This window comes from Agreia sp. Leaf244 (genome assembly GCF_001422695.1).
Taxonomy (GTDB): domain Bacteria; phylum Actinomycetota; class Actinomycetes; order Actinomycetales; family Microbacteriaceae; genus Agreia.
This window is the reverse complement of sequence record NZ_LMLX01000002.1, coordinates 152034-173551: the sequence shown is the minus strand read 5'-3', so window position 1 is coordinate 173551 and position 21518 is coordinate 152034. Positions and strand designations below refer to the sequence as shown.

Here is a 21518-nt window from a genome sequence, read left to right as displayed (position 1 = left end):
ATGGCCCTCGAACCCAAACCCCGCGACTTTCCGCGCATTCGAAGCGCGGTCAAGCTCTATCGGGTCTCCTCGATCATCACCGGTGTGATGCTGCTGCTCCTCTGCCTCGAGGTCGTGCTCAAGTACGTTCCCGCGTTCGGTGTCGAGCTCGAACTGGGCGGACCGCAGGGCTTCCTGGCGCTGGTGCCCGAGGGCACCGTCACGGCGGTCAACCTGTCCACCGGCATCCTCATCGCCCACGGCTGGTTCTACGTGCTCTACCTGTTCGCCGACTTCCAGCTCTGGAGCCGCATGCGCTGGCCGTTCTGGAAGTTCGTGCTCATCGCCCTCGGCGGAATCGTGCCGCTGCTCTCCTTCTTCCTCGAGGTGCGAATCGCCCGCGAAGTGAAGTCCTATCTGGCCGGCCGTGAGGCCGAGCTGTCCGCATCCGCCCCCGTGGAGGTCACCCATTAGCACGCCCAGCCCCGACAGCCAGTCCCGGCCCGTCCTCGTCGTCGACTTCGGCGCCCAGTACGCGCAGCTCATCGCCAGACGCGTGCGCGAGGCCAGCGTCTACTCGGAGATCGTCCCCTCGTCGATCACCGCCGAGGAGGTCGCCGCCAAGTCTCCGGTGGGCATCGTTCTCTCCGGCGGGCCGGCGAGTGTGTACGAGCCCGGATCTCCCGAGCTCGATCCGGCGATCTTCGACCTCGGCGTTCCGGTCTTCGGAATCTGCTACGGATTCCAGGTCATGGCACGCGCCCTGGGCGGCGAGGTCGCCAACACGGGCCTCCGCGAGTACGGCTCGACCGACATGGCGGTCGCCGGCGAGGGGGGGTCGCTGCTTGTCGGCCAGCCCGATTCCCAGACCGTGTGGATGAGCCACGGTGACTCCGTCTCGAAGGCGCCCGAGGGCTTCGAGGTCCTGGCCAGCACGTCGTCGACGCCGGTTGCGGCGTTCGGGTCGAAGGAGCGCCGCATGTACGGGGTGCAGTGGCACCCCGAGGTCAAACACTCCGAGTTCGGGCAGCGCGTGATCGAGAACTTCCTGCACGACACAGCAGGCATCCCCGCCGACTGGACCAGCAGCAACGTCATCACCGACCAGGTCGCCCTGATCCGCGAACAGGTCGGCGACGGCAAGGTCATCTGCGGCCTGTCGGGGGGAGTCGACTCCGCCGTTGCCGCCGCGATCGTGCACGAGGCGGTCGGAGATCAGCTCACCTGCGTGTTCGTCGACCATGGCCTCCTGCGCCAGGGTGAGCGCGAGCAGGTCGAGGTCGACTACGTCGCCTCCACCGGTGTGCGCCTCGTCACCATCGATGCCCGCGAGCAGTTCATGGATGCCCTCGCCGGGGTCACCGACCCCGAGCAGAAGCGCAAGATCATCGGCCGCGAGTTCATCCGCAGCTTCGAGGCCGCCGCAGAGGCGCTCGTGCTGGAGGCCGCCGCGACCGACGGCGAGCCCGTCAAGTTCCTCGTGCAGGGCACCCTCTATCCCGACGTCGTCGAATCGGGCGGCGGAACGGGCACGGCCAACATCAAGAGTCACCACAACGTCGGCGGCCTTCCCGAAGACCTGCAGTTCGAACTCGTCGAGCCGCTGCGGGCCCTCTTCAAAGACGAGGTGCGCGCCATCGGCCGCGAGCTCGGGCTTCCCGAAGCGATCGTGGGTCGCCAGCCGTTCCCCGGACCCGGCCTGGGCATCCGCATCGTGGGCGAGGTCACCTGGGAGCGGCTCGAGCTGCTCCGCCAGGCCGACGCCATCGTGCGCGCCGAACTCACCGCGGCCGGCCTCGACGACGAGATCTGGCAGTGCCCCGTCGTTCTGCTGGCCGACGTGCGTTCCGTCGGAGTGCAGGGCGACGGCCGCACCTACGGGCACCCGATCGTGCTGCGCCCGGTCTCGAGCGAAGACGCGATGACGGCCGACTGGACACGGTTGCCCTACGACCTGCTGGCCCGCATCTCGAACCGCATCACCAACGAGGTGGCCGGCGTGAACCGCGTCGTGCTCGACGTCACGAGCAAGCCGCCGGGAACTATCGAGTGGGAGTAGTTCCCCGCTGAGCCGCACACGGCCCGCTCCGTGGCGTCCGCCACGGGCGGCGCAGCGTGAGGCGTGCGAAGAGCCACTCCAGGGGGCCCTGCGAGAACCGGGCGCTCCACGCGGTGGCGAAGACGAGCGAGCCGACCGCCAGGCAGACGAACAGGGTCCATTCGAACGCGTCGTCGTACGGCTCCGGATGCGCCGCCGCAATCAGGGCGATAACGAGAACCTGGGCAGTGTAGATGGTTAGGGGCATCGATCCGGCCGCGACGATCGGGCGCACCAGTATGCGGCCCCGTCGGCTCGTGATGGCACCGACCCCGATGACGAGCACGCCGATCACGGCGATGACGAGCCCACCGGAGGAGATCGCCTCCATGGTCGTGTCGGTGTGCGCCCTCACCGGATCTCCGATAGCCGCTGACACGCCGTAGCCGAGCGCCGCCACGACCGTGCCGCCGATGATCATGATGCGCTGCACAGCCGGTCGTGTCACCCCGAACCGGGCGATCGCGAGGCCGGCCAGCACGTAGGCGAGCCAGACGGGTGCGGGGTAGTACGCGTCGAGCCACGAGAGTGGAACGGACACGGGGTTGTCGGGGGCGACGGGCAGGGGCCCGGTTGCGGACGTCGCGGCAGTGAGTGCACCGACCACGGTCGGGCCGACCAGGGCGCAGAGCAGCGCGAGCGCTGCCAGCACCCAGCGGTTCGTGAAGAGCAGCGGAATGCAGACGAGGAAGAAGAAGCCGTAGGAGTCGAGGATGATCGCGATGTTCGTGCCCAGCAGCCAGAGCGAGAGCCCGAGGGCGATGAGCAGCAGGGCCCTGATGGCGATCGACAGCCGGATGCGCGTGCGCGGTGAGCCGGGAACGCGGTCGCGCGGCGCGGGATGATCGCCCCCGGACATCAGCCCGAGCGAAATGCCCGCGAGGGTGGCGAAGAGGATGGAGCTGCGGCCGTCGTAGAACGCGTCGCCATCGCCGGGCAGCGTGTGCGCCGCAAGCATGCCCAGGATGGCGAGCCCCCGCGCCGCATCCAGGCCCGGGATGCGTGTAGCGGGCCGCGTGGGAACAACGACGGCGGGGCCGCCCCGAAGGACGGCCCCGCCGATGTCGTCGTGAGACACGCTAGTTGCGGAAGATCGCGATGAGGCGGAGCAGTTCGACGTAGAGCCACACGAGCGTGACGGTGAGGCCGAACGCGGCCGACCATCCGTACTTGCGGGGCGCGCCGGTCTTGACGCCGCGCTGAACGAAGTCGAAGTCGAGAACCAGCGAGTAGGCCGCCAGGATGACGGCGAAGACACCGATGATGATTCCGAAGATTCCGGCGCGGGCTCCGAACATGTTGTCGGCCGGGAAGACGCCGGCGATCATCAGAACGAAGTTCAGCAGCGAGAAGACGGCGTAGCCGACCATCGCGATCAGGAAGATCTTGGTCGCCCGCTTCGAGGCGCGGATCTTGCCGTTGGCGAAGAGCGCCAGCGTGGTTCCGAAGACGGCGAGCGTCGCGAGAACGGCCTGCACGACGATTCCCTCGTAGCGGGACTCGAAGAACGCCGAGATGCCTCCGACGAAGAGTCCTTCGGCCGCGGCATAAGCGATGATCAGCACAGGCGACGGCTCGCGCTTGAAGGAGTTGACGAGGCCGAGCACGAGGCCGACAAGTGCGCCGACGATGAACAGGCCGGGCACGATCCAGCCGACGACGGCGCCGGCCAGCAGCACGGCGAACAGCAGGGCGGTCTTGACGATGGTGTCGTCGTAGGTCATGCGCGAGGTGTCGGCGGGGGTCGCCGAGGGGCGCTCGTACAGGTCTTGCAGCTGTGTGCTCGACATCGTGGGCGCAGCATCGGCGGCGCCCTTTCCGTTGAAGACAGGGTTGCGTGTGAACGCGGGGTTCGCCGACGGCATGAGTTCCTCTTGTACGTAGGTGGACGGAGTTCAAATCTACCGGATTCGTTCCTGTGGCGGCCTGTCGGTTGGGCGATTTCGCAGGGTTTCGCGCAGGGCGGAGCCGCAGGAGGCTACCGTGGTGGCGTGACCCCAGCCCGCCGCCCCCTCGTGATCGGCCATCGAGGCGCCCCAGGATATCGGCCTGAGCACACGCGGTCGTCGTACGAACTGGCCATCGCCCTGGGTGCCGATGCCGTGGAGCCCGACATCGTGGCATCCCGCGACGGGGTGCTCGTGCTGCGGCACGAGAACGAGATCGGCGGCACGACCGATGTCGCATCGCGCCCCGAATTCGCCGCCCGGCGCACGACGAAGACGATCGACGGCGCGGCCCTGACCGGCTGGTTCACCGAGGACTTCACGTGGGCAGAGCTGTCGACGCTGCGCGCGAGAGAGCGCCTGCCCTCGATCCGCACATCCAGCTCGTCGTTCGACGGGCAGTCGCCGATCATGCGTCTGTCCGAGCTGCTGGAGCTGCTCGACACGGCCGGAGAGGAGACGGAGCGCTCGCTCGGCCTAGTGGCGGAGATCAAGCACGCCGCGTACTTCGATTCCATCGGGCTGCCTCTCGACGAGCTGGTGGCCGACGAACTGATCCGCAGCGGCTGGAACTCGGGAGACGGGCGGCTCACGGTGGAGTCGTTCGAGAAGACGGTGCTCGACCTGCTGCGGGGTCGAGGCATCCGCTCGAAGAACGTCTTCCTCCTCGAGGCCGCGGGCTCGCCGCCCGATCTGGTCGCCCGGTTCGGTTCGGATGCCGACAGCTACGCGTCGTTCCTCACCCGCGACGGCATGCGGATGCTCCGCCGTGACGTGGAGGGGATCAGCGTCGACAAGAACATGATCCGGCCCCGACCCGATGACGATTCGACCCGGGTCTCCTCGGCGCTGGTCGACGCGGCGCACGACGCGGGGCTCGAGATCTACTGCTGGACCCTGCGGCCGGAGAACCGGTTCCTCTCGGCCGAGTTCAGGAGGGGAGGCGGGTCTGCGGCTTTCGGCGACTGGGAGAGCGAGTTCGCGCTCATTCTGGCGACGGGGGTCGACGGGGTGTTCGCCGACCAGGCCGATCTCGCGGTCGCCGCGCGCGAGGCGGTGTTCCCCGCGCGGGGAACTGTCGGAGGTTCGGCTTAAACTGGAGGGGACATGACAAGCCTCTTCGACCTTCCCTCGACCGATCCGGGCCCACAGAGCCTGAAGCCCGTCATTCTCGACGGGCAGGGGTCGGGCGACGCCAGTAACGACCTTCTCGACGGGCTGAATCCCGAGCAGCGCGAGGCCGTCGAATACCGCGGGCCGGCCCTGCTCATCGTGGCCGGCGCCGGGTCGGGCAAGACCCGGGTGCTCACCCATCGCGTGGCCAGCCTGATCGAGAGCCGCGAGGCGTGGCCGAGCCAGATTCTGGCCATCACGTTCACGAACAAGGCCGCGGCCGAGATGCGCGAACGAGTCGAGGCCCTGCTGGGCCAGGCGTCGCAGGGCATGTGGATCTCGACCTTCCACTCCGCATGCGTGCGCATCCTGCGCCGCGAGGCCGAGAACTTCGGCTTCACCAAGAGCTTCACGATCTACGACTCGGCCGACAGCCGTGTTCTCATCAAGCGCATCATCAAAGAGCTGCAGGCCGATACCTTCGGCTTCACGGTCGGTTCGGTGTCGGCCAAGATCTCGAAGCTCAAGAACGAACTCGCCGACGTCGAGAGCTACGCCCGCACGGCGAACTTCGCCGATCCACAAGAGGCGCTCTTCGTCGAGATCTTCCGGCAGTACACCCGCAGCCTGCAGGCGGCCAACGCGTTCGACTTCGACGACCTGATCAGCCAGACGGTGTTCCTGTTCCGCGCCTTCCCGCAGGTGGCTGAGCAGTACCGGCGACGGTTCCGTCACATCCTCGTCGACGAGTACCAAGACACGAACCACGCGCAGTATTCGCTGATCCACGAGCTCACCCTGTCGCCGGGCTCCGTCGACCCTGGCCAGCCGGCCGTGCCGGGAGCCTCTCTCACGGTGGTCGGCGACTCCGATCAGTCGATCTACGCGTTCCGCGGGGCCGACATCCGCAACATCGTCGAGTTCGAGCGCGATTACCCCGGCGCCAAGGTCGTGCTCCTCGAGCAGAACTACCGCTCGACCCAGAACATCCTGTCGGCGGCCAACGCGGTGATCTCGAACAACTTCGATCGCAAAGACAAGAAACTGTGGACGGCCATCGGCGACGGCGACCGGATCCTCGGTTACACGGGCTACTCCGGCCACGACGAGGCGCAGTTCATCGCCGACGAGATCGCCAAGCTGCACGACGCCGGAACCGCCTACAAAGACATCGCGGTGTTCTACCGCACCAACGCCCAGACGCGAGCGCTCGAAGAGATCTTCATCAGGTCGGCTCTGCCCTACCGCGTTCTCGGGGGCACGAAGTTCTACGAGCGTGCCGAGATCAAAGACGTGATGGCCTACCTGATCTCGGTCGCCAACCCGCAGGATGCGCTCGCACTGCGGCGCATCCTGAACAGCCCGAAGCGCGGAATCGGCCCCGCGACCGAGACCCAGCTGGCCAGCTTCGCCGAGGCGAACGAGATCACCTACCGCGAAGCGATGCGTCAGGCGGCCTCGCTCGGCCTGGGGCCCAAGGTCACGACGGCGATCCTGCAGCTGGCAGGCCTGCTCGATGAGGCTTCCGCGCTGATCGAGCCCGACCGGGAGCAGGGACCGGCGTCAGTGTTCGACGTACTGGCGCTTCTGCTCGAGAAGAGCGGGTACCTCACGGCGCTGCGTGCCAAACGCGATCCTCAAGACGAAGCTCGCGCCGAGAACGTCGAGGAGCTCCTGGCGGTGACCAAGGAGTTCGGAAAGAACAACCCCGACGGCGGGCTCGTCGACTTCCTCACCGAGGTCTCGCTGGTGGCCGCCGTCGACGACCTCGACGACTCCAGCGGCACGGTCTCGCTCATGACGCTGCACACGGCGAAGGGTCTCGAATTCGAGGCCGTCTTCCTCACCGGAATCGAGGAGGACCTGCTGCCGCACCGCATGTCGGCCAACGAACCAGGCGGCCCCGCCGAAGAGCGTCGCCTGTTCTATGTGGGCATCACGCGTGCGCGCAAGCGTCTCTACCTCTCGCTCGCCATGACCCGCGCTCAGTACGGCGAGACCGCTGTGGCCATGCCCAGTCGGTATCTCCAGGAGATCCCCGCCGAGCTCATCGAGTGGGTGCAGTCGCCCGGTATGGCCACATCGAGGGGCGGAACCCAGCCCCGCGCGCTCAACGCGAACCGCTCGTCGCGCCAGGGCTGGGGATCGTCCGACTCCGGCGGATCGAGCGACTTCCCGGCACTTCCTCCGCGGCCGAAGGCCGAGTGGGCCAACACGATCACCAACAAGGTGCGCGACAACGGCGACCTCGAACTCGCCGCCGGGGATCGCATCCGGCACAGCGATTTCGGCGAGGGCCGGGTGAACCAGGTCACGGGCGAGGGCACGAAGCGAGTGGCTCACGTGATGTTCGAGAAGGCGGGCGCCAAGAAGCTGCTCATCAAGATCGCCCCGATCGAAAAGATCTAGCGCAGAGAAGATCTAGCCGGGCACACCGCGGAGGGCGCGATCGCGGGCGAGGTGGCGCAGCGCTCGCGGCAGTCGGGGATACACCAGGCGCGTGATCGTGATCAGGCCGGTGAAGAGGCGGCGTCGCGTGGGCGTCCACGGCAGGTCGAAGGCCTCGCGAACAGCGGGCGGAAGAAGCCCTGCGGTGGCGAGTCGGGCAACGGGCATGGCCGCCTTCAGCCAGATGGGCCCCACGGCAGGATGGAGCAGCGCCTGGGCGACCCGCCGGGTCGACGCATCCGTTCTCAGCGCCTCGAGCTGATGCGACCAGTACTCGCGGAACGCCGCCCGGTCGACGGGCCAGAGCTCGCGGGGCACCTGGAGCGCCGTGCCGAGGACGGCGTAGTCCTGGTAGATCTGTTCGGCGGACCGGTCGTCGAGCGGGCCGTAGACGCGCTCGTACATGTCGATCGCCGAGTCGTACAGGGTGGCCGCGACCCACAGCTGGAGCTGCGGGTCGAAGGCCGAGTAGGAGGGGCTGCCGTCGGTCGGCGCCGAGCGCACGGGCGCGTGCGCGCGGGACACGGACCGCGCGACGGACTGCAGCTGGGCCGGGCTGCCGTAGACGACCGTGTAGACGTACTGCAGGGTGTGCACCAGACGGTCGAGGGGTCGCGACGCGAAGTCGCTGTGCTCGGCGACCCCTCGACCGACGCCCGGATTCGCGAGTTGGAGCAGGATGGCTCGGCCGCCGGCCGCGACGAGCACCGACTCCGCTGCGATGTCGCCGATGCGCAGCGGGGCCGGGCCGCCTGGGTCTTCGGTTGCGGCCACGGGGTACCTCTCGCTCGTCGGGTGCGGCGCGGGATGTGAGAGGAACCTCGCCGGCTCAGTTCAGTGCCGGCACCGTGTGCTTCAGCGTGAGCCGACGACGCCACAGTACCCCGACACCGAGCAGCGCTCCGAGAACCAGGGCGGAGCCCGAGACCAGGAGGAGCCCGGGTGCTGTGGCGCTGCCCGTCTCGGCGAGGCTCTGCACCGCGACCGGTGCGGGGGGAGTGCTCAGTTCTGCCGGGGCCGGAGGCGCAGCGACGACGGTGACTTCGCTGGCGGTGCCGAAGGGCGACTGCCAGGGCAGGATGCGTGCCCCGCCCTGATCCGCCGGAGTTCTGGAGCCGTCGATGCGTTCGACCCAGACGTAGTACCCGGGGCCGGGGAGCGTGCACTCGGGCGTGCGGTAGGTGCCCGGACCGGTGTCGACCCGCACCTCGACCGTGCAGACGACAGGAGCGTCGGCCGGCGCGTGCTCTGCGGGCTGAATGGGCTCGGCGAACGGGCCGAGCAGTGAGCTCTCGACGACGACGGGAATGGGAAGCATGCCGTTGTCATCGACGGCGGGAACGGAGCCGGCGGCCGGGGGAGTCGAGGGCCGGTAGAGGCCCCACCCCGAGAGTACGTCCGAGTCGGGCGCCGGGGCCAGCGCGGACACCACCAATTCGTCGCTGATCGCATCGCCCGCACCGGCAACGCTCGCGCTCGTCTTCGTGGCGACCACGGGCTGGAAGCCCTTCGTCGACGGGACCGTCGCGGTGGTCGTGGCGATGCCCGAGGCCGAACCCTGTCTGGCGACGAGAACCTGTTGCACATCGTCTGCGGCCCGGCCGGCGGTGAACGCCGACCCGTAGGGCAGGTGCTCGTAGCTGACGGTGGCCACGACCCGGGAGCTCGGCGTCTGACCGGTGGTCTTTATGGACTCGACGTCGCCGTTCGACACCGTGCGCTCGGACGAGCCGTCGTCGAAGACGGCACCGGACAGCCTCATGGTCGCGGTGTGACTGCCGGGGCTCAACACGGTCGGGCCCGTCGAGAGGAAGTCGACGGTGAGGCTGCTCGTGACGGTCAGGCGGCCCTCGCCGCCTGCCTCGGTCAGAGCGACCGAGGAGGACACGCTTCTGGATGCTCCCAGCGGGCCGTCGGCCGTCGCGAGAAGCTGACGGCTGCGATCGAGCACGGCCTGGGCCGATGCGCCGGCCCGCTGCGCGTAGTACTCGGGAGCTCGACCGTTCAGCCCCGCGATTGTCCACGTGGCGAGCTGCCCCGCGGCGGCCTCGGAGGGGTCTGCCGACGAGGCCGAGGTGCGTGAGATGTAGGCGAGGCGGGCGAGGTCGTCGGCCGTGAACCTGCCGAGCTGTGCCGCGTCGACGAAGGCGTAGTCGTGGCCGGTCGGGGCCTTCTTGCCTGCCTCGAGGCAGAACACGAGGGATGAGTCGTCGAGCCGGTAGGAGCCGATCCAGGCGACGCCGTCGTCGGCGAGATGGCCGACCCCGTGGCCCGTGGAGACGGCCGCGGTTGCCGGTGGGGCGCCGGCCAGGAGGAGGCCGAGGGTCGCGGTGACGGTGGTGAGTGCGGTGAGAAGGGCGGATGTGCGCCGACGGTGTTGTGTCATGCCCATCACCCTCGCGGGCCACGAAGGGCGGGAGGCGCGTGGACGCCGACGTCGTGGACTTCCTCGCCCGACCGAGTGCTGTGGAGGAGCGCCCGCTCGGGCTCCCGCATATGCACGTCTTCTGTGGGCGGTAAGGTTTCAGGTGGCGAAAGTCTGCGGCGGAGCAGTCAAATCTGTCAGCCGCAGCTCGCAGGAGTACTCAGAAGCCGCGCACCAACCCCCGTGCCGGCTGAGACCTAAGCGGATTGGATGAGCGTGGATCTGTTCGAATACCAGGCACGAGACCTGTTTGAAAGCTACGGGGTTCCGGTTCTTCCGGGTATCGTCGCGGACACCCCCGATGAGGTGCGTGCCGCGGCCGAGAAGCTCGGTGGCGTGACCGTCGTCAAGGCGCAGGTCAAGGTCGGCGGCCGCGGAAAGGCCGGCGGCGTCAAGGTCGCAAAGGACCCGCAGGCGGCGTTCGAGGCGGCAGAGTCGATTCTCGGCCTCGACATCAAGGGCCACGTGGTGAAGCGCGTCATGGTCGCGGGCGGTGCGCGCATCGCCGAGGAGTTCTACTTCTCCGTGCTCCTCGACCGGGCGAACCGCTCCTACCTGTCGCTGACCAGCTACGAGGGCGGCATGGAGATCGAGCAGCTCGCCGTCGAGCGCCCCGAGGCGCTCGCGCGCATCGAGGTCGATCCCATCGCCGGCATCGACCTGGAGACGGCGAAGTCCATCGCCGTGGCAGCGAAGTTCCCCGCGGAGCTCGTCGACAAGGTCGCCCCTGTCTTCGTGAAGCTCTGGGAGGTCTACAAGGGTGAGGACGCGACGCTCGTCGAGGTCAACCCGCTCGTGCTCACAGAGGAGGGAGACATCATCGCCCTCGACGGCAAGGTGACTCTCGACGAGAATGCCGGATTCCGGCACCCGAACCACGAGGCACTCGAAGACAAGGATGCGGCCGACCCGCTCGAGGCCAAGGCCAAGGCGGCCGACCTCAACTACGTGAAGCTCGACGGCGAGGTCGGGGTCATCGGCAACGGTGCCGGCCTCGTGATGTCGACACTCGACGTCGTCTCATACGCGGGCGAGAAGTACAACGGCGTGAAGCCGGCCAACTTCCTCGACATCGGCGGCGGAGCATCGGCAGCGGTCATGGCCGCGGGCCTCGACGTGATCCTCGGCGACGAGCAGGTCAAGAGCGTCTTCGTCAACGTCTTCGGCGGCATCACCGCGTGCGACGCCGTGGCCAATGGAATTCTCGGCGCCCTCGAGGTGCTCGGCGACTCCGCGACCAAGCCGCTCGTGGTGCGCCTCGACGGCAACAAGGTCGAGGAGGGCCGCGCCATCCTCGCCGCCGCGAACCACCCGCTGGTCACCCTGGCGACCACCATGGACGAGGGCGCCGACAAGGCCGCCGAGCTCGCCTCCCTCTGACGATTTCCTCGCGACGAAGTAAGGACCACAACAAGAATGTCGATTTTCCTCAACAAGGACTCCAAGGTCATCGTGCAGGGCATCACCGGAGGTGAGGGCACCAAGCACACCGCCCTCATGCTGGCCGCCGGCACGAAGATCGTGGGCGGCGTGAACGCACGCAAGGCGGGAACGACCGTCACCCACGGCGAGCTCGAACTGCCCGTCTTCGGCACGGTGGCCGAGGCCATCTCCACCACGGGCGCCGATGTGTCGATCGCCTTCGTTCCGCCGGCCTTCGCGAAAGACGCCATCATCGAGGCGATCGACGCGGAGATCCCGCTGCTGGTCGTCATCACCGAGGGCATCCCCGTCGGCGACGCGGCGGAGGCCTGGGCGTACGCCAAGCAGAAGGGCAACAAGACCCGCATCATCGGGCCGAACTGCCCCGGCATCATCACGCCCGGCGAGTCCCTCGTCGGCATCACGCCCGCGAACATCACGGGCAAGGGCCCGATCGGCCTCGTCTCCAAGTCGGGAACGCTGACCTACCAGATGATGTTCGAGCTGCGCGACTTGGGCTTCTCGACCGCCATCGGAATCGGCGGCGACCCCATCATCGGCACCACGCACATCGACGCGCTCGCGGCCTTCGAGGCAGACCCGGAGACGAAGGCGATCGTGATGATCGGCGAGATCGGCGGAGACGCCGAGGAGCGTGCGGCCGACTACATCAAGGCCCACGTCACGAAGCCCGTCGTCGGCTACGTGGCCGGGTTCACGGCTCCCGAGGGCAAGACGATGGGCCACGCGGGCGCGATCGTCTCCGGCAGCGCCGGCACGGCCCAGGCCAAGAAGGAGGCCCTCGAGGCGGCCGGCGTTCGCGTCGGCAAGACCCCGAGCGAGACCGCGGCCCTGCTGCGCGAGGTCTACGCGGCGCTCTGACACCTGCACGATGAGCGGCGGGCATCCTCTTCTCTATGATGAGGATGCCCGCCGTTCGTCTGCCTGAGGACAGACGACGGGGTCACGTCAGAAGGGGGTTTCGATGTCCGAGTCTCTGGGGGCCGACCCCGTCGAGCAGCCGATGCCGTCGCCTGGCCGGTGGCAACGCATCCGCCACGCCCTGGTGACGCCCGAGCTGATCTACGGAACGATCATCAGCTCGGCGGTCATCGCCGTCGCGGAAGACGACGACACCGATCTCGACGTATTCGTCGTGACCTTCGTGACGATGCTCGTGTTCTGGGCCGCCCACGTGTTCGCGGTGGCCGTGGCCAACCACGGCATGCGCGACGGCCGTGTGATCGGAATCGGCGAGGCATTCCGGGGCGGCGTGCACCATTCGGTGGGCCTTCTCTACGCGTCGATCATCCCGCTCCTGTTCCTCGTGCTGGGCACGATCGGTGTGCTCGACGAGGACACCGCGTATCTCGTCGCGCTCGTCGTGGGCATGGTCGTGCTGGGAATCCTGGGATGGATGGCGTTCGCCGACCGGGGGAGCCCGTGGCCCGTGAGGCTGCTCGGCGGAGTCGGAACGGCTCTTTTCGGATTGGTGATCGTCGCCTTCAAGGCCTTACTCCACTAGACCGGCGGGGTGACAGGCCGGGCCTCGCGCCAGGGGGTACGCTCGGCACGGCATGAATCGACCATTTACCGCATTTCTCGCGTTCCTCGACGCGCTCCTCGTCGGAGCCCTCGGCCTCGGGATCCTCCTGGTGCCGCTCACGATCCTCTGGCTGACCCAGTTCGAGCTCGCCGTCGACTACGGCGCGTTCTGGAGGGTCGCCGCCAACGTGTGGCTCCTCGGCAACGGGGTCGACCTGCTCGTCACGATCGATCCGACCCTCGCGCTGCAGCTCGCCCTCGAGGGCGCCGGTGTGCCGTTCGAGATCGGGTTCGCGCCCCTGGGGGTCGCGGTGCTGACGGTGCTTCTCGGCTGGAGGTCCGGCCGACGGCTCGCCGACTCGGAGCACCGCGTGCTGGGCGCGGGCGTGGGCATTATGACCGTCGCCGTGATCGGATGGCTGGTCGCCCTCGGGGCCGGCTCCGACAGTGCCCGTCCGTCGGTTCTGCAGGCGCTGGTCTTTCCCGCCGCCATCTACGCCATCGGCATGGCGACGAGCCTCTTCTCGCGCTCCGATGTCGAGGTCGGAGACGATCCCGCGGACCAGGCCGTCGACATCCTCGCCCGAAGCCTTCGTGCGATCGTCGCCGGAGTGCCGGTTCCGGTCAGAACGGTGGTGGCGCTGGCGGCGCGCGGGGGAGCCCTCGCGGTGGCCGGCGTGGTGGCCGTCGCGGCCGTCGTCGTGTTCGTGCTCGTGCTGGGGCACTACGGCGAGATCATCTCGTTGTACGAGTCGCTTCAATCCGGTCTCGTCGGCGGCATCGCCCTGACCGTCGGGCAGCTCTCTCTCATCCCCAACCTCGTCGTCTGGGCCGCATCGTGGCTCGTTGGGCCGGGCTTCGCGCTGGGCTCTGGCAGCCTCGTCTCGCCGCTGGGAACCCAGGTCGGCCTGCTTCCCGCCCTTCCGCTTCTCGGTGCGCTGCCCCAGGGGGCGCCCGCGCTCGGGTATGCGGTGGTGGTGGTTCCCGTGGTGATCGGCTTCGTCGTGGGCGTTCTGCTGAAGCCGAGGCTGACCGCGGGCGGAGCCGCAGCCTCTCCTCTGATCCTCGTGCTGTCGGGCCTGGGAGTCGGCGTCGTCGGCGCGAGCATCCTCGCTCTCCTCGCACTCTGGTCGGGCGGCGCCGCGGGCCCGGGTCGCCTCGTCGACATCGGGCCGGATCCCGCCGCCGTCTGGCTCTGGTCGGCCGTCGAATTCGGCCCGAGCGCGGTGCTCGGCCTCACCGTGGGCCTCACACGACGTCTCTTCTCGCGCTCGCCAGAGCTCGCAGACGTCGACGCCGATGCCGGGTCGGCCCCGGTCGCGGGCCCGACGCCCGATGCCAATAAACTGTGACGGTGCTGTCGCTCGTCGTACTCATCTCCGGCGGAGGATCCAACCTCCGCGCCCTCCTCGACGCGCAGTCTGACGCCGAGTTCCCGGCACGGATCGTGGCCGTCGGGGCAGACAATGATGCGGCAGGCCTCGCCCACGCCGAGGAGTTCGGAATCCCCACGTTCACGGTGCCGCCGACGTCGTTCGAATCGCGGGCGGCCTGGGGCGACGAGCTGCTCGAGCAGATCCAGGTCTGGAACCCCGATCTCGTGGTCTGCGCCGGCTTCATGCGCATCCTGCCGCCGCGCGTCGTCGCGGCCCTGTCTCCGCAGCTGATCAACACGCATCCCGCTCTTCTTCCCGCCTTCCCTGGCGCCCACGCCGTGCGCGATGCCCTGGCCGCGGGGGTCTCGCATACGGGAGTGACCGTGCACATCGTCGACGAGGGCGTCGACACCGGTCCTGTGATCGTGCAGGAGGTCGTGGCGATCGAGCCCGGCGATACCGAATCCGAACTTCACGAACGAATCAAGACGATCGAGCGCCGCCTCCTCACCCAGGCCGTGCTCGACATCGCGAACAGCAGAGTCAACCTCAGGGAGCTAGCCACAGCATGAGCGGTCCAATCCACGATCCGAACCTCTACACCCACCGCGATGTCGTGCGCATCGAACGGGCACTGATATCGGTGAGCGACAAGACCGGGCTCCTCGAGCTCGCCGCGGCCCTCGCCGACGCGGGAGTCGAGATCGTGTCGACCGGTTCGACAGCCCAGACCATCGCCGACGCGGGCTACGCCGTCACCGAGGTGAGTCAGGTCACCGGCTTCCCCGAGTCGCTCGACGGCCGCGTCAAGACCCTGCACCCCGCCGTGCACGCGGGAATCCTCGCCGATCTCCGGCTCGAGTCGCACAGGGCGCAGCTCGACGAGCTCGGCATCCGGCCCTTCCAGCTGGTCGTAGTCAACCTCTACCCGTTCCGCGAGACGGTCGCGTCGGGCGCCGAGGGCTCCGCCGTGATCGAGCAGATCGACATCGGCGGCCCCGCCCTGGTGCGCGCCTCGGCCAAGAACCACGCCAACGTCGCTATCGCCGTATCGCCCTCGAGCTATGCCGAGATCATCGCGTCGCTGCCCGAGGGCACGTCGCTCGCCGCACGCCGGGCCCTCGCCGCCTCGGCGTTCGGCCACACGGCCGCCTACGACACGGCCGTGGCCGCGTGGTTCGCCGACACGGCGACGGATGGCGAGGCCCCCGAGACGGCGGGCTTCGGCGACGCCCTCACGATCGAGGGCACGCTGTCGGCGACCCTCCGCTACGGCGAGAACTCGCACCAGCCGGCCGCGCTCTACGTTCGCGAGAACGGTCGCGGAATCGCCCAGGCCGAACAGCTGCACGGCAAGGAGATGTCGTACAACAACTACGTCGACGCCGACGCGGCCGTGCGCGCGGCATTCGACTTCGACGAGCCCGCCGTGGCCATCATCAAGCACGCCAACCCGTGCGGCATCGCCGTCGCCCAGCCGTCCGACGCCGACGCCATCGCGGGCGCGCACGCCAGGGCGCACGCCTGCGACCCCGTCTCGGCCTTCGGCGGCGTGATCGCCTCCAACCGAACGGTCACGCGTGCGATGGCCGAGGGTGTCGCCGAGATCTTCACCGAGGTGCTCGTGGCCCCGGACTTCGAGCCCGAGGCCCTCGAGATCCTTCAGATCAAGAAGAACCTGCGGCTGCTCAAGCTGCCCGCGGGGTTCCAGCGCGACGAGACCGAGGTCCGACAGGTGAGCGGCGGCTTCCTCGCCCAGAAGCCCGACGGTTTCGTCGGCTTCAGCTCGGTGAAGTGGCAGCGGGTCGCCGGAAAGCACGTCGACGACGCCACCCTGGCCGACCTCGAGTTCGCGTGGAAGGCGTGCCGGGCGGTCAAGTCCAACGCCATCCTGCTCGCCTCGGGCGGTGCCTCCGTCGGCGTCGGCATGGGGCAGGTCAACCGGGTCGACTCGTGCCACCTGGCCGTCACCCGGGCGGGAGACCGCGCCGCGGGGTCGGTCGCCGCATCCGACGCGTTCTTTCCGTTCGCAGACGGGCTCCAGGTTCTGATCGACGCCGGCGTGACCGCCGTCGTTCAGCCGGGCGGCTCGGTTCGCGACGCAGAGGTGATCGAGGCCGCGCAGGCGGCCGGCGTCACCATATACTTCACAGGCGAACGTCACTTCTTCCACTAGGAGTACCCGTCGTGCGTACAGAAACCGGGGTTAGGGTCGCACCCATGCACTTCCTCCGCCCGAGACCCCTGATCGCCTCGGCGGTCGCGGCCCTGCTGGTGGCGGCGATCACCCACCTGGCGACGATGCTCTCGTTCTTCGTCGGCAACGATCCGCAGTCGATCGTGCTGCTCCAGATCAACAACTTCTTCGTGCCGTCGACACTCGTGCTGCTCGTCCTGGTGTTCGTCTTCTCCCTCGCCACCCGGGTCGCGCGCTGGTACACGGCGGCCATCGCGGGTCTCGTGTCCGGTGCGATCGCGGCCGTCGTGGGCACGGGCATCCAGACGCTCGTGCAGGGCAACGCCCTCGACGGCCAGGTGATCGCCTACGTTCTCAGCACCCTGGGAAACATCAACCTGATCTTCGTCCTCACGGCGACCGTCGCCACCGCGACGCTGGGCCGCCGTGTCTACGGGGCCCTGAGCCACTCGGAGGTGCCCCCACGGAACGTGGCCGGCACCGTGCTCGTACGTCGGCCGTCCGACAACCTCGCCGAAGGAATCGTTACCCATCTCGAGCGCACCGAGGTCGACTCCGACCTCGCGGACACGCAGTGGGAGTCGTACGTCGCCGCGCTGATCGGGGCGGGCTGGAAGCCGGTCGAGGTCGAGCGCGCGACCGATCTGGCCGACTCCGTCTTCGTCGAGGATTCCGTCGTGATGTTCGGGCGCCTCGCGGTGCTCGCGAGCCCGGCGGCGCCGACCCGGGTCGCCGAGATCGACGAGGTCGAGAAGAGCGTTCGATCGCTCGGCCTCGACGTGACCCGCATCGTGCAGCCCGGCACCCTCGACGGCGGCGACGTCCTGAAGATCGAGAAGCGCGTCTACGTGGGCCGCGGCGGGCGCACGAACGCGGAGGGCATCCGGCAGCTGCGGCATATCCTGAGCCCGCTCGGCTACACCGTGATCGCCGTTCCGATCTCGAAGGTGCTTCACCTGAAGAGCGCGGTCACGGCTCTGCCCGACGGCACGGTCATCGGATATCCGCCGGTCGTCGACGATCCCAAGATCTTCGACCGCTTCCTCGCCGTGCCCGAGGAGGCCGGCGCGCACGTCGTCATTCTCGCCGACGACACGGTGCTGATGTCATCGGCGGCACCGGAGTCGGCGCAGCTCATCGAGAGCCTGGGCTACCGGGTGATCGCCGTAGACATCTCGGAGTTCGAGAAGCTCGAGGCCTGCGTCACGTGCCTCTCGGTGCGGGTGCGCTGACCGCCTGCGGCGCGGCGCGTCGCCGACCGCGCGTTGCGTGCGGGCACGAGTCGGGAGTAGCCTAGAAGGCTGCCCGGTTCCGGGTGGAACTCCCGCCTTCTGTTCTCGAGGTCTTCCCGTGTCAACGCCCGCGCCCCCGTCCACCCTCGCCTCCCTCGGGAGGCTGTACCGCTACGCGAAGCCGGCCATGCCGCGCATCTACGTGGCGATCGTGGCCTCCTTGCTGGCGAGTCTCGTGGCGCTGGCCATCCCGCAGGTGCTGCAGTGGCTCATCGACGGGCCGCTCACCGGCACCGACGTGTCGCTCGTGTGGTTCTCGGTCGGCCTCGTCCTGGCGCTCGGGGTCGCCGAGGCCGGGCTCATCGCGCTGCGCCGTTGGCTCGTGCTGACTCCCGGAACGCACGTCGAAGCGCACATGCGCAACAGCCTGTACCGGCAGCTGCAGCGTCTGCCTGTCGCGTTCCACGACCGGTGGCCGAGCGGCCAGCTGCTGTCGCGGGCCATCGGCGACCTCAACCTGATCCGACGGTGGATGGCGTTCGGCTTCGTGATCCTCATCGTGAACACGCTGACGCTGGTGATCGGATTCATCATCCTGGTCTCGCTCAACTGGATCCTGGGCTCGATCTTCGTCGTCGCCTCCATTCCGGTGCTCATCTACGGCTACGCATTCGAGAAGCGCTACTCCAGGGCGGCCCGCCGCGGCCAGGACCAGCAGGGCGACCTGGCCACGGCCGTCGAGGAGAGCGTCCACGGCATCCGCGTCCTGAAGGCGTTCGGTCGTGGTTCGCACGCGCTCAAGCGCTTCGAGACGCAGGCCGAGCAGCTGCAGGGCACCGAGCTGGAGAAGGCGCGTGCTGTGGCCGGCATCTGGCTGTGGCTCCTCCTCGTGCCCGACGTCGCCTTCGCCGTTGCGCTCGTGGTCGGGGTCTGGCTGGCGCAGTCCGGCCAGTCGAGTGTGGGGGAGCTGGTGGCGTTCTTCGCCACAGGCACGGTGCTGCTGTTCCCGATCCAGTCGATGGGCTACTTCCTCGCCATGACGATCGACGCAAAGACCGCGACCAACAGGTTCTTCGAGGTCATGGACGAGGTCAACACCATCGTCGACCCGGCGAACCCGAAGACCATCGCCCGGCCCCGGGGCCGGCTCGTCTTCTCCGACGCGCACTTCCGCTACCAGGATTCGCCCGAGCGGTTCCCCGACCTTCTAGACGGCATCGACCTCGTGATCGAGCCGGGCGAGACCATGGCGCTCGTGGGCCTCACGGGCTCCGGCAAGACCACGCTGACCGCGCTCCCGACGCGCCTCTACGACGTGACCGGCGGCTCCGTCTCGCTCGACGGCGTCGATGTGCGCGACCTCGCCCTCGACGAGCTCCGCACGCACATCGCGATGGCCTTCGAAGACGCCACCCTGTTCTCGGCGACGGTCCGCGAGAACGTGCTGCTGGGCCGACCGGATGCGACGGAGACCGAGCTCGCCGAGGCGCTCGACGTGGCACAGGCGCAGTTCGTCTACGACCTCCCGAACGGACTCGACACCCGCGTGGGCGAAGAGGGGCTGAGCCTGTCGGGCGGTCAGCGACAGCGCTTGGCGCTCGCTCGCGCGGTCGCGGCCCGCCCGTCGGTGCTGGTGCTCGACGACCCCCTGTCGGCCCTCGACGTGACGACCGAGCAGCTGGTCGAGGCGGCGCTTCGGCGCGTACTCGCGTCGACCACGGCGCTCATCGTGGCGCACCGCCCCTCGACCGTGTCGCTCGCCGACCGCGTGGCGCTGATGCAAGACGGCAGGATCACCGCGGTGGGCACGCACAGCGAGCTCATCGCGAACAACGAGCACTACCGGTTCGTGATCTCCAGCCTCGACGACCAGACGTCGAGCCCATCCCCCGTACCCGCCGCAACGGAGAGTCCCTCATGAGCAGCCAGTCCAGCGTCACCGGTACGAGCGGCGAGGAGCGCGACGACTTCTCACGCGCCGAGAGCCGTCAGATCCGCGCCCGCAGCATGCGCCTTCTGGGGTCGCTGCTCGCGCCGCTGAAGGCGCGCCTGGTGCTCGGCATCGTCGTGATCGTCGTGTCGACGGCCGCCCAGGTGGCGGGCCCGGCCCTGATCGCCTTCGGCATCGACCGGGGCCTGCCCGCGCTGATGCAGAACGACTGGATGCCGCTGGCTCTCGCGGGTGGCGCGTACCTGGCGACGGGCATCGTGGGTGCGGCCCTGGTCGCCTGGTTCACGGTTCTCTCGGCACGCATCAGCCAGGCCGTGCTCCTCGATCTGCGTCGGCGCGTGTTCCTCCAGACGCAGCGACTCAGCCTGGAATTCCACGAGAGCTACACCTCCGGGCGCATCATCTCGCGCCAGACGAGCGACCTCGATTCGATCCGTGAGCTGCTCGACTCGGGAATCAACAACCTCGTGCAGGGCGTGCTGTACATGGTCTTCGTCGGAGTGGCGCTGCTGCTCGTCGACCCGCTGAGCGCGGCCGTGCTGGTCGTCTCGCTGGTTCCGCTCGCCATTCTCACGAGATGGTTCCAGCTGCGCTCGCAGCGTGTGTTCCGGCAGACGCGAACGGCCTCGGCGAACGTGATCGTCAAGTTCGTCGAGACCATGACGGGCATCCGCGCGGTGAAGGCGTTCCGCACCGAGAAGCGGAACGAGGGCGACTTCGGCGACCTCGTCGAGGACTACCGTCGCGTGAACGCGCGGGTCATCAGCCTCTTCGGCATCTACAACCCCGGGCTCGTGCTCATCGGCAACGTGACCGTCGCGGTCGTGCTTCTCGTGGGCGGCCTGCGTGTGTTCGACGGCCAGCTCGCCGTCGGCGCCCTGCTCGCGGTGGTTCTCTACACGCGTCGATTCTTCGACCCGATGGAGGACATGGCCATGTTCTACAATTCCTACCAGTCCGCGGCCGCCGCCCTCGAGAAGATCTCCGGTGTGCTCGAGGAGCGTCCGAGCGTTCCCGATCCGACGCGCCCGATCGACCTGTGGACCTCGAAGGGGCACGTGCGCTTCTCCGATGTGGAATTCGCCTACTCCGGCGACCGGGTCATCCTTCCGACGTTCGACCTCGACATTCCCGCCGGCCAGACCATCGCGCTGGTGGGCTCGACAGGAGCTGGAAAGTCGACCCTCGCGAAGCTGGTCTCTCGGTTCTACGACCCCTCTACCGGCGAGGTCTCCCTCGACGGTGTCGACCTGCGGGCCCTGCACCCGAAAGACCTGCGCAGGGCCATCGTGATGGTCACGCAGGAGGCCTACCTGTTCTCTGGCACGGTCGCCGACAACATCGCGATCGGCAAGCCAGAGGCGACGTTCGACGAGATCAGGGCGGCCGCGCGAGCCGTCGGGGCCGACGCGTTCATCCAGGGCCTGCCCAATGGCTATGAAACCGATGTGAACAAGCGGGGAGGGCGTGTCTCGGCCGGTCAGCGGCAGCTGATCTCGTTCGCGCGGGCGTTCCTGGCAGACCCGGCGGTGCTCATTCTCGACGAGGCCACGGCGTCGCTCGACATACCGAGCGAGCGACTCGTGCAGGACGCGCTGCAGACCCTGCTCGCCGACCGCACCGCGATCATCATCGCGCACAGGCTGTCGACGGTCGCGATCGCCGACAGGGTGCTCGTGATGGAGCACGGCCGTATCGTCGAGGACGGCACGCCTGTGGAGCTCATCGCGGGAACGGGTCGTTTCGCGACCCTGCACGCGTCGTGGCGGGAGTCGCTCGCCTGATC

At 68.5% G+C, this 21518-nt stretch carries 17 protein-coding genes; 13 read left to right on the top strand and 4 right to left on the bottom strand.

Features of this window, described 5'->3' with window-relative positions; genetic code table 11:
- Together ASF06_RS05660 and guaA are read left to right on the top strand one after the other, a co-directional pair.
- Positions 1-453 carry a DUF3817 domain-containing protein gene (locus tag ASF06_RS05660; protein WP_055927243.1) on the top strand — a complete coding sequence of 151 codons (453 nt, stop codon included), beginning with the start codon at positions 1-3 and terminating at the stop codon, positions 451-453.
- A complete protein-coding gene (gene guaA, locus ASF06_RS05655) occupies positions 449-2038 on the top strand; it encodes a glutamine-hydrolyzing GMP synthase (protein WP_055946197.1) in 1590 nt (529 codons plus the stop codon). Before ASF06_RS05660 ends, guaA begins: the two co-directional genes overlap by 5 nt.
- On the opposite strand, the gene ASF06_RS05650 is transcribed toward guaA, so the two are convergent.
- A complete protein-coding gene (locus tag ASF06_RS05650) occupies positions 2022-3155 on the bottom strand; it encodes a DUF418 domain-containing protein (protein WP_055944575.1) in 1134 nt (377 codons plus the stop codon). The genes guaA and ASF06_RS05650 overlap by 17 nt on opposite strands.
- Position 3156: 1 nt before the next feature.
- Complete coding sequence (locus ASF06_RS05645; RefSeq protein WP_055944572.1) at positions 3157-3942, bottom strand: Bax inhibitor-1/YccA family protein; 786 nt, start codon at positions 3940-3942, stop codon at positions 3157-3159.
- A gap of 126 nt (positions 3943-4068) precedes the next feature.
- Between ASF06_RS05645 and ASF06_RS05640 the strand changes: the two genes are divergently transcribed.
- Both ASF06_RS05640 and ASF06_RS05635 read left to right on the top strand, forming a co-directional pair.
- The gene (locus ASF06_RS05640; protein WP_055944567.1) at positions 4069-5118 is read left to right on the top strand and encodes a glycerophosphodiester phosphodiesterase family protein; all 1050 of its coding nucleotides are present in this window, start codon (positions 4069-4071) and stop codon (positions 5116-5118) included.
- A 12-nt stretch (positions 5119-5130) separates the two neighbouring features.
- Positions 5131-7545 carry an ATP-dependent helicase gene (locus tag ASF06_RS05635; protein WP_055944564.1) on the top strand — a complete coding sequence of 805 codons (2415 nt, stop codon included), beginning with the start codon at positions 5131-5133 and terminating at the stop codon, positions 7543-7545.
- Between the two features lie 12 nt (positions 7546-7557).
- Here ASF06_RS05635 and ASF06_RS05630 read toward each other — a convergent pair whose 3' ends face one another.
- Positions 7558-8358: an oxygenase MpaB family protein gene (locus ASF06_RS05630; protein ID WP_055944561.1), complete on the bottom strand. Its 801-nt coding sequence runs from the start codon at positions 8356-8358 to the stop codon at positions 7558-7560.
- A 55-nt stretch (positions 8359-8413) separates the two neighbouring features.
- Entirely contained in the window at positions 8414-9970 is a 1557-nt protein-coding gene (locus ASF06_RS05625) for a hypothetical protein (protein WP_157439094.1), read from the bottom strand.
- Between the two features lie 255 nt (positions 9971-10225).
- On the opposite strand from ASF06_RS05625, the gene sucC reads away from it, so the two are divergent.
- From sucC to ASF06_RS05580, 9 genes are all read left to right on the top strand, one after another.
- Complete coding sequence (gene sucC / locus ASF06_RS05620) at positions 10226-11389, top strand: ADP-forming succinate--CoA ligase subunit beta (RefSeq protein WP_055928159.1); 1164 nt, start codon at positions 10226-10228, stop codon at positions 11387-11389.
- Between the two features lie 36 nt (positions 11390-11425).
- The gene (gene sucD / locus ASF06_RS05615) at positions 11426-12313 is read left to right on the top strand and encodes a succinate--CoA ligase subunit alpha (protein ID WP_055927260.1); all 888 of its coding nucleotides are present in this window, start codon (positions 11426-11428) and stop codon (positions 12311-12313) included.
- 103 nt (positions 12314-12416) lie between these two features.
- Positions 12417-12956 carry a hypothetical protein gene (locus ASF06_RS05610; protein WP_055927263.1) on the top strand — a complete coding sequence of 180 codons (540 nt, stop codon included), beginning with the start codon at positions 12417-12419 and terminating at the stop codon, positions 12954-12956.
- Positions 12957-13008: 52 nt separating this feature from the next.
- Positions 13009-14328: a cell division protein PerM gene (locus ASF06_RS05605; protein WP_055944555.1), complete on the top strand. Its 1320-nt coding sequence runs from the start codon at positions 13009-13011 to the stop codon at positions 14326-14328.
- 2 nt (positions 14329-14330) lie between these two features.
- Positions 14331-14924 carry a phosphoribosylglycinamide formyltransferase gene (gene purN, locus ASF06_RS05600; protein ID WP_055946195.1) on the top strand — a complete coding sequence of 198 codons (594 nt, stop codon included), beginning with the start codon at positions 14331-14333 and terminating at the stop codon, positions 14922-14924.
- The gene (gene purH / locus ASF06_RS05595; protein WP_055944552.1) at positions 14921-16528 is read left to right on the top strand and encodes a bifunctional phosphoribosylaminoimidazolecarboxamide formyltransferase/IMP cyclohydrolase; all 1608 of its coding nucleotides are present in this window, start codon (positions 14921-14923) and stop codon (positions 16526-16528) included. The genes purN and purH overlap by 4 nt, the downstream gene beginning before the upstream one ends.
- A 44-nt stretch (positions 16529-16572) precedes the next feature.
- The gene (ddaH, locus tag ASF06_RS20135; protein WP_055944549.1) at positions 16573-17781 is read left to right on the top strand and encodes a dimethylargininase; all 1209 of its coding nucleotides are present in this window, start codon (positions 16573-16575) and stop codon (positions 17779-17781) included.
- A 187-nt stretch (positions 17782-17968) separates the two neighbouring features.
- On the top strand, positions 17969-19702 hold the full coding sequence (locus ASF06_RS05585) for an ABC transporter ATP-binding protein (RefSeq protein ID WP_082500834.1): 1734 nt from the start codon (positions 17969-17971) through the stop codon (positions 19700-19702).
- Positions 19699-21516 (top strand): ABC transporter ATP-binding protein, encoded by a 1818-nt coding sequence (locus tag ASF06_RS05580; RefSeq protein WP_055944541.1) that lies wholly within the window; start codon positions 19699-19701, stop codon positions 21514-21516. The genes ASF06_RS05585 and ASF06_RS05580 overlap by 4 nt, the downstream gene beginning before the upstream one ends.
- Positions 21517-21518 lie beyond the last annotated feature (2 nt).

What these genes read in the sequence shown, in the direction of transcription:
- ASF06_RS05660 (WP_055927243.1), top strand. Translation starts at nt 1, where the DNA reads ATGGCCCTCGAACCCAAACCCCGCGACTTTCCGCGCATTCGAAGCGCG.
- ASF06_RS05645 (WP_055944572.1), bottom strand. Translation starts at nt 3,942, where the DNA reads ATGCCGTCGGCGAACCCCGCGTTCACACGCAACCCTGTCTTCAACGGA.
- ASF06_RS05635 (WP_055944564.1), top strand. Translation starts at nt 5,131, where the DNA reads ATGACAAGCCTCTTCGACCTTCCCTCGACCGATCCGGGCCCACAGAGC.
- ASF06_RS05625 (WP_157439094.1), bottom strand. Translation starts at nt 9,970, where the DNA reads ATGACACAACACCGTCGGCGCACATCCGCCCTTCTCACCGCACTCACC.
- sucD (WP_055927260.1), top strand. Translation starts at nt 11,426, where the DNA reads ATGTCGATTTTCCTCAACAAGGACTCCAAGGTCATCGTGCAGGGCATC.
- ASF06_RS05610 (WP_055927263.1), top strand. Translation starts at nt 12,417, where the DNA reads ATGTCCGAGTCTCTGGGGGCCGACCCCGTCGAGCAGCCGATGCCGTCG.
- ASF06_RS05605 (WP_055944555.1), top strand. Translation starts at nt 13,009, where the DNA reads ATGAATCGACCATTTACCGCATTTCTCGCGTTCCTCGACGCGCTCCTC.
- purH (WP_055944552.1), top strand. Translation starts at nt 14,921, where the DNA reads ATGAGCGGTCCAATCCACGATCCGAACCTCTACACCCACCGCGATGTC.
- ddaH (WP_055944549.1), top strand. Translation starts at nt 16,573, where the DNA reads ATGCACTTCCTCCGCCCGAGACCCCTGATCGCCTCGGCGGTCGCGGCC.
- ASF06_RS05585 (WP_082500834.1), top strand. Translation starts at nt 17,969, where the DNA reads ATGCCGCGCATCTACGTGGCGATCGTGGCCTCCTTGCTGGCGAGTCTC.
- ASF06_RS05580 (WP_055944541.1), top strand. Translation starts at nt 19,699, where the DNA reads ATGAGCAGCCAGTCCAGCGTCACCGGTACGAGCGGCGAGGAGCGCGAC.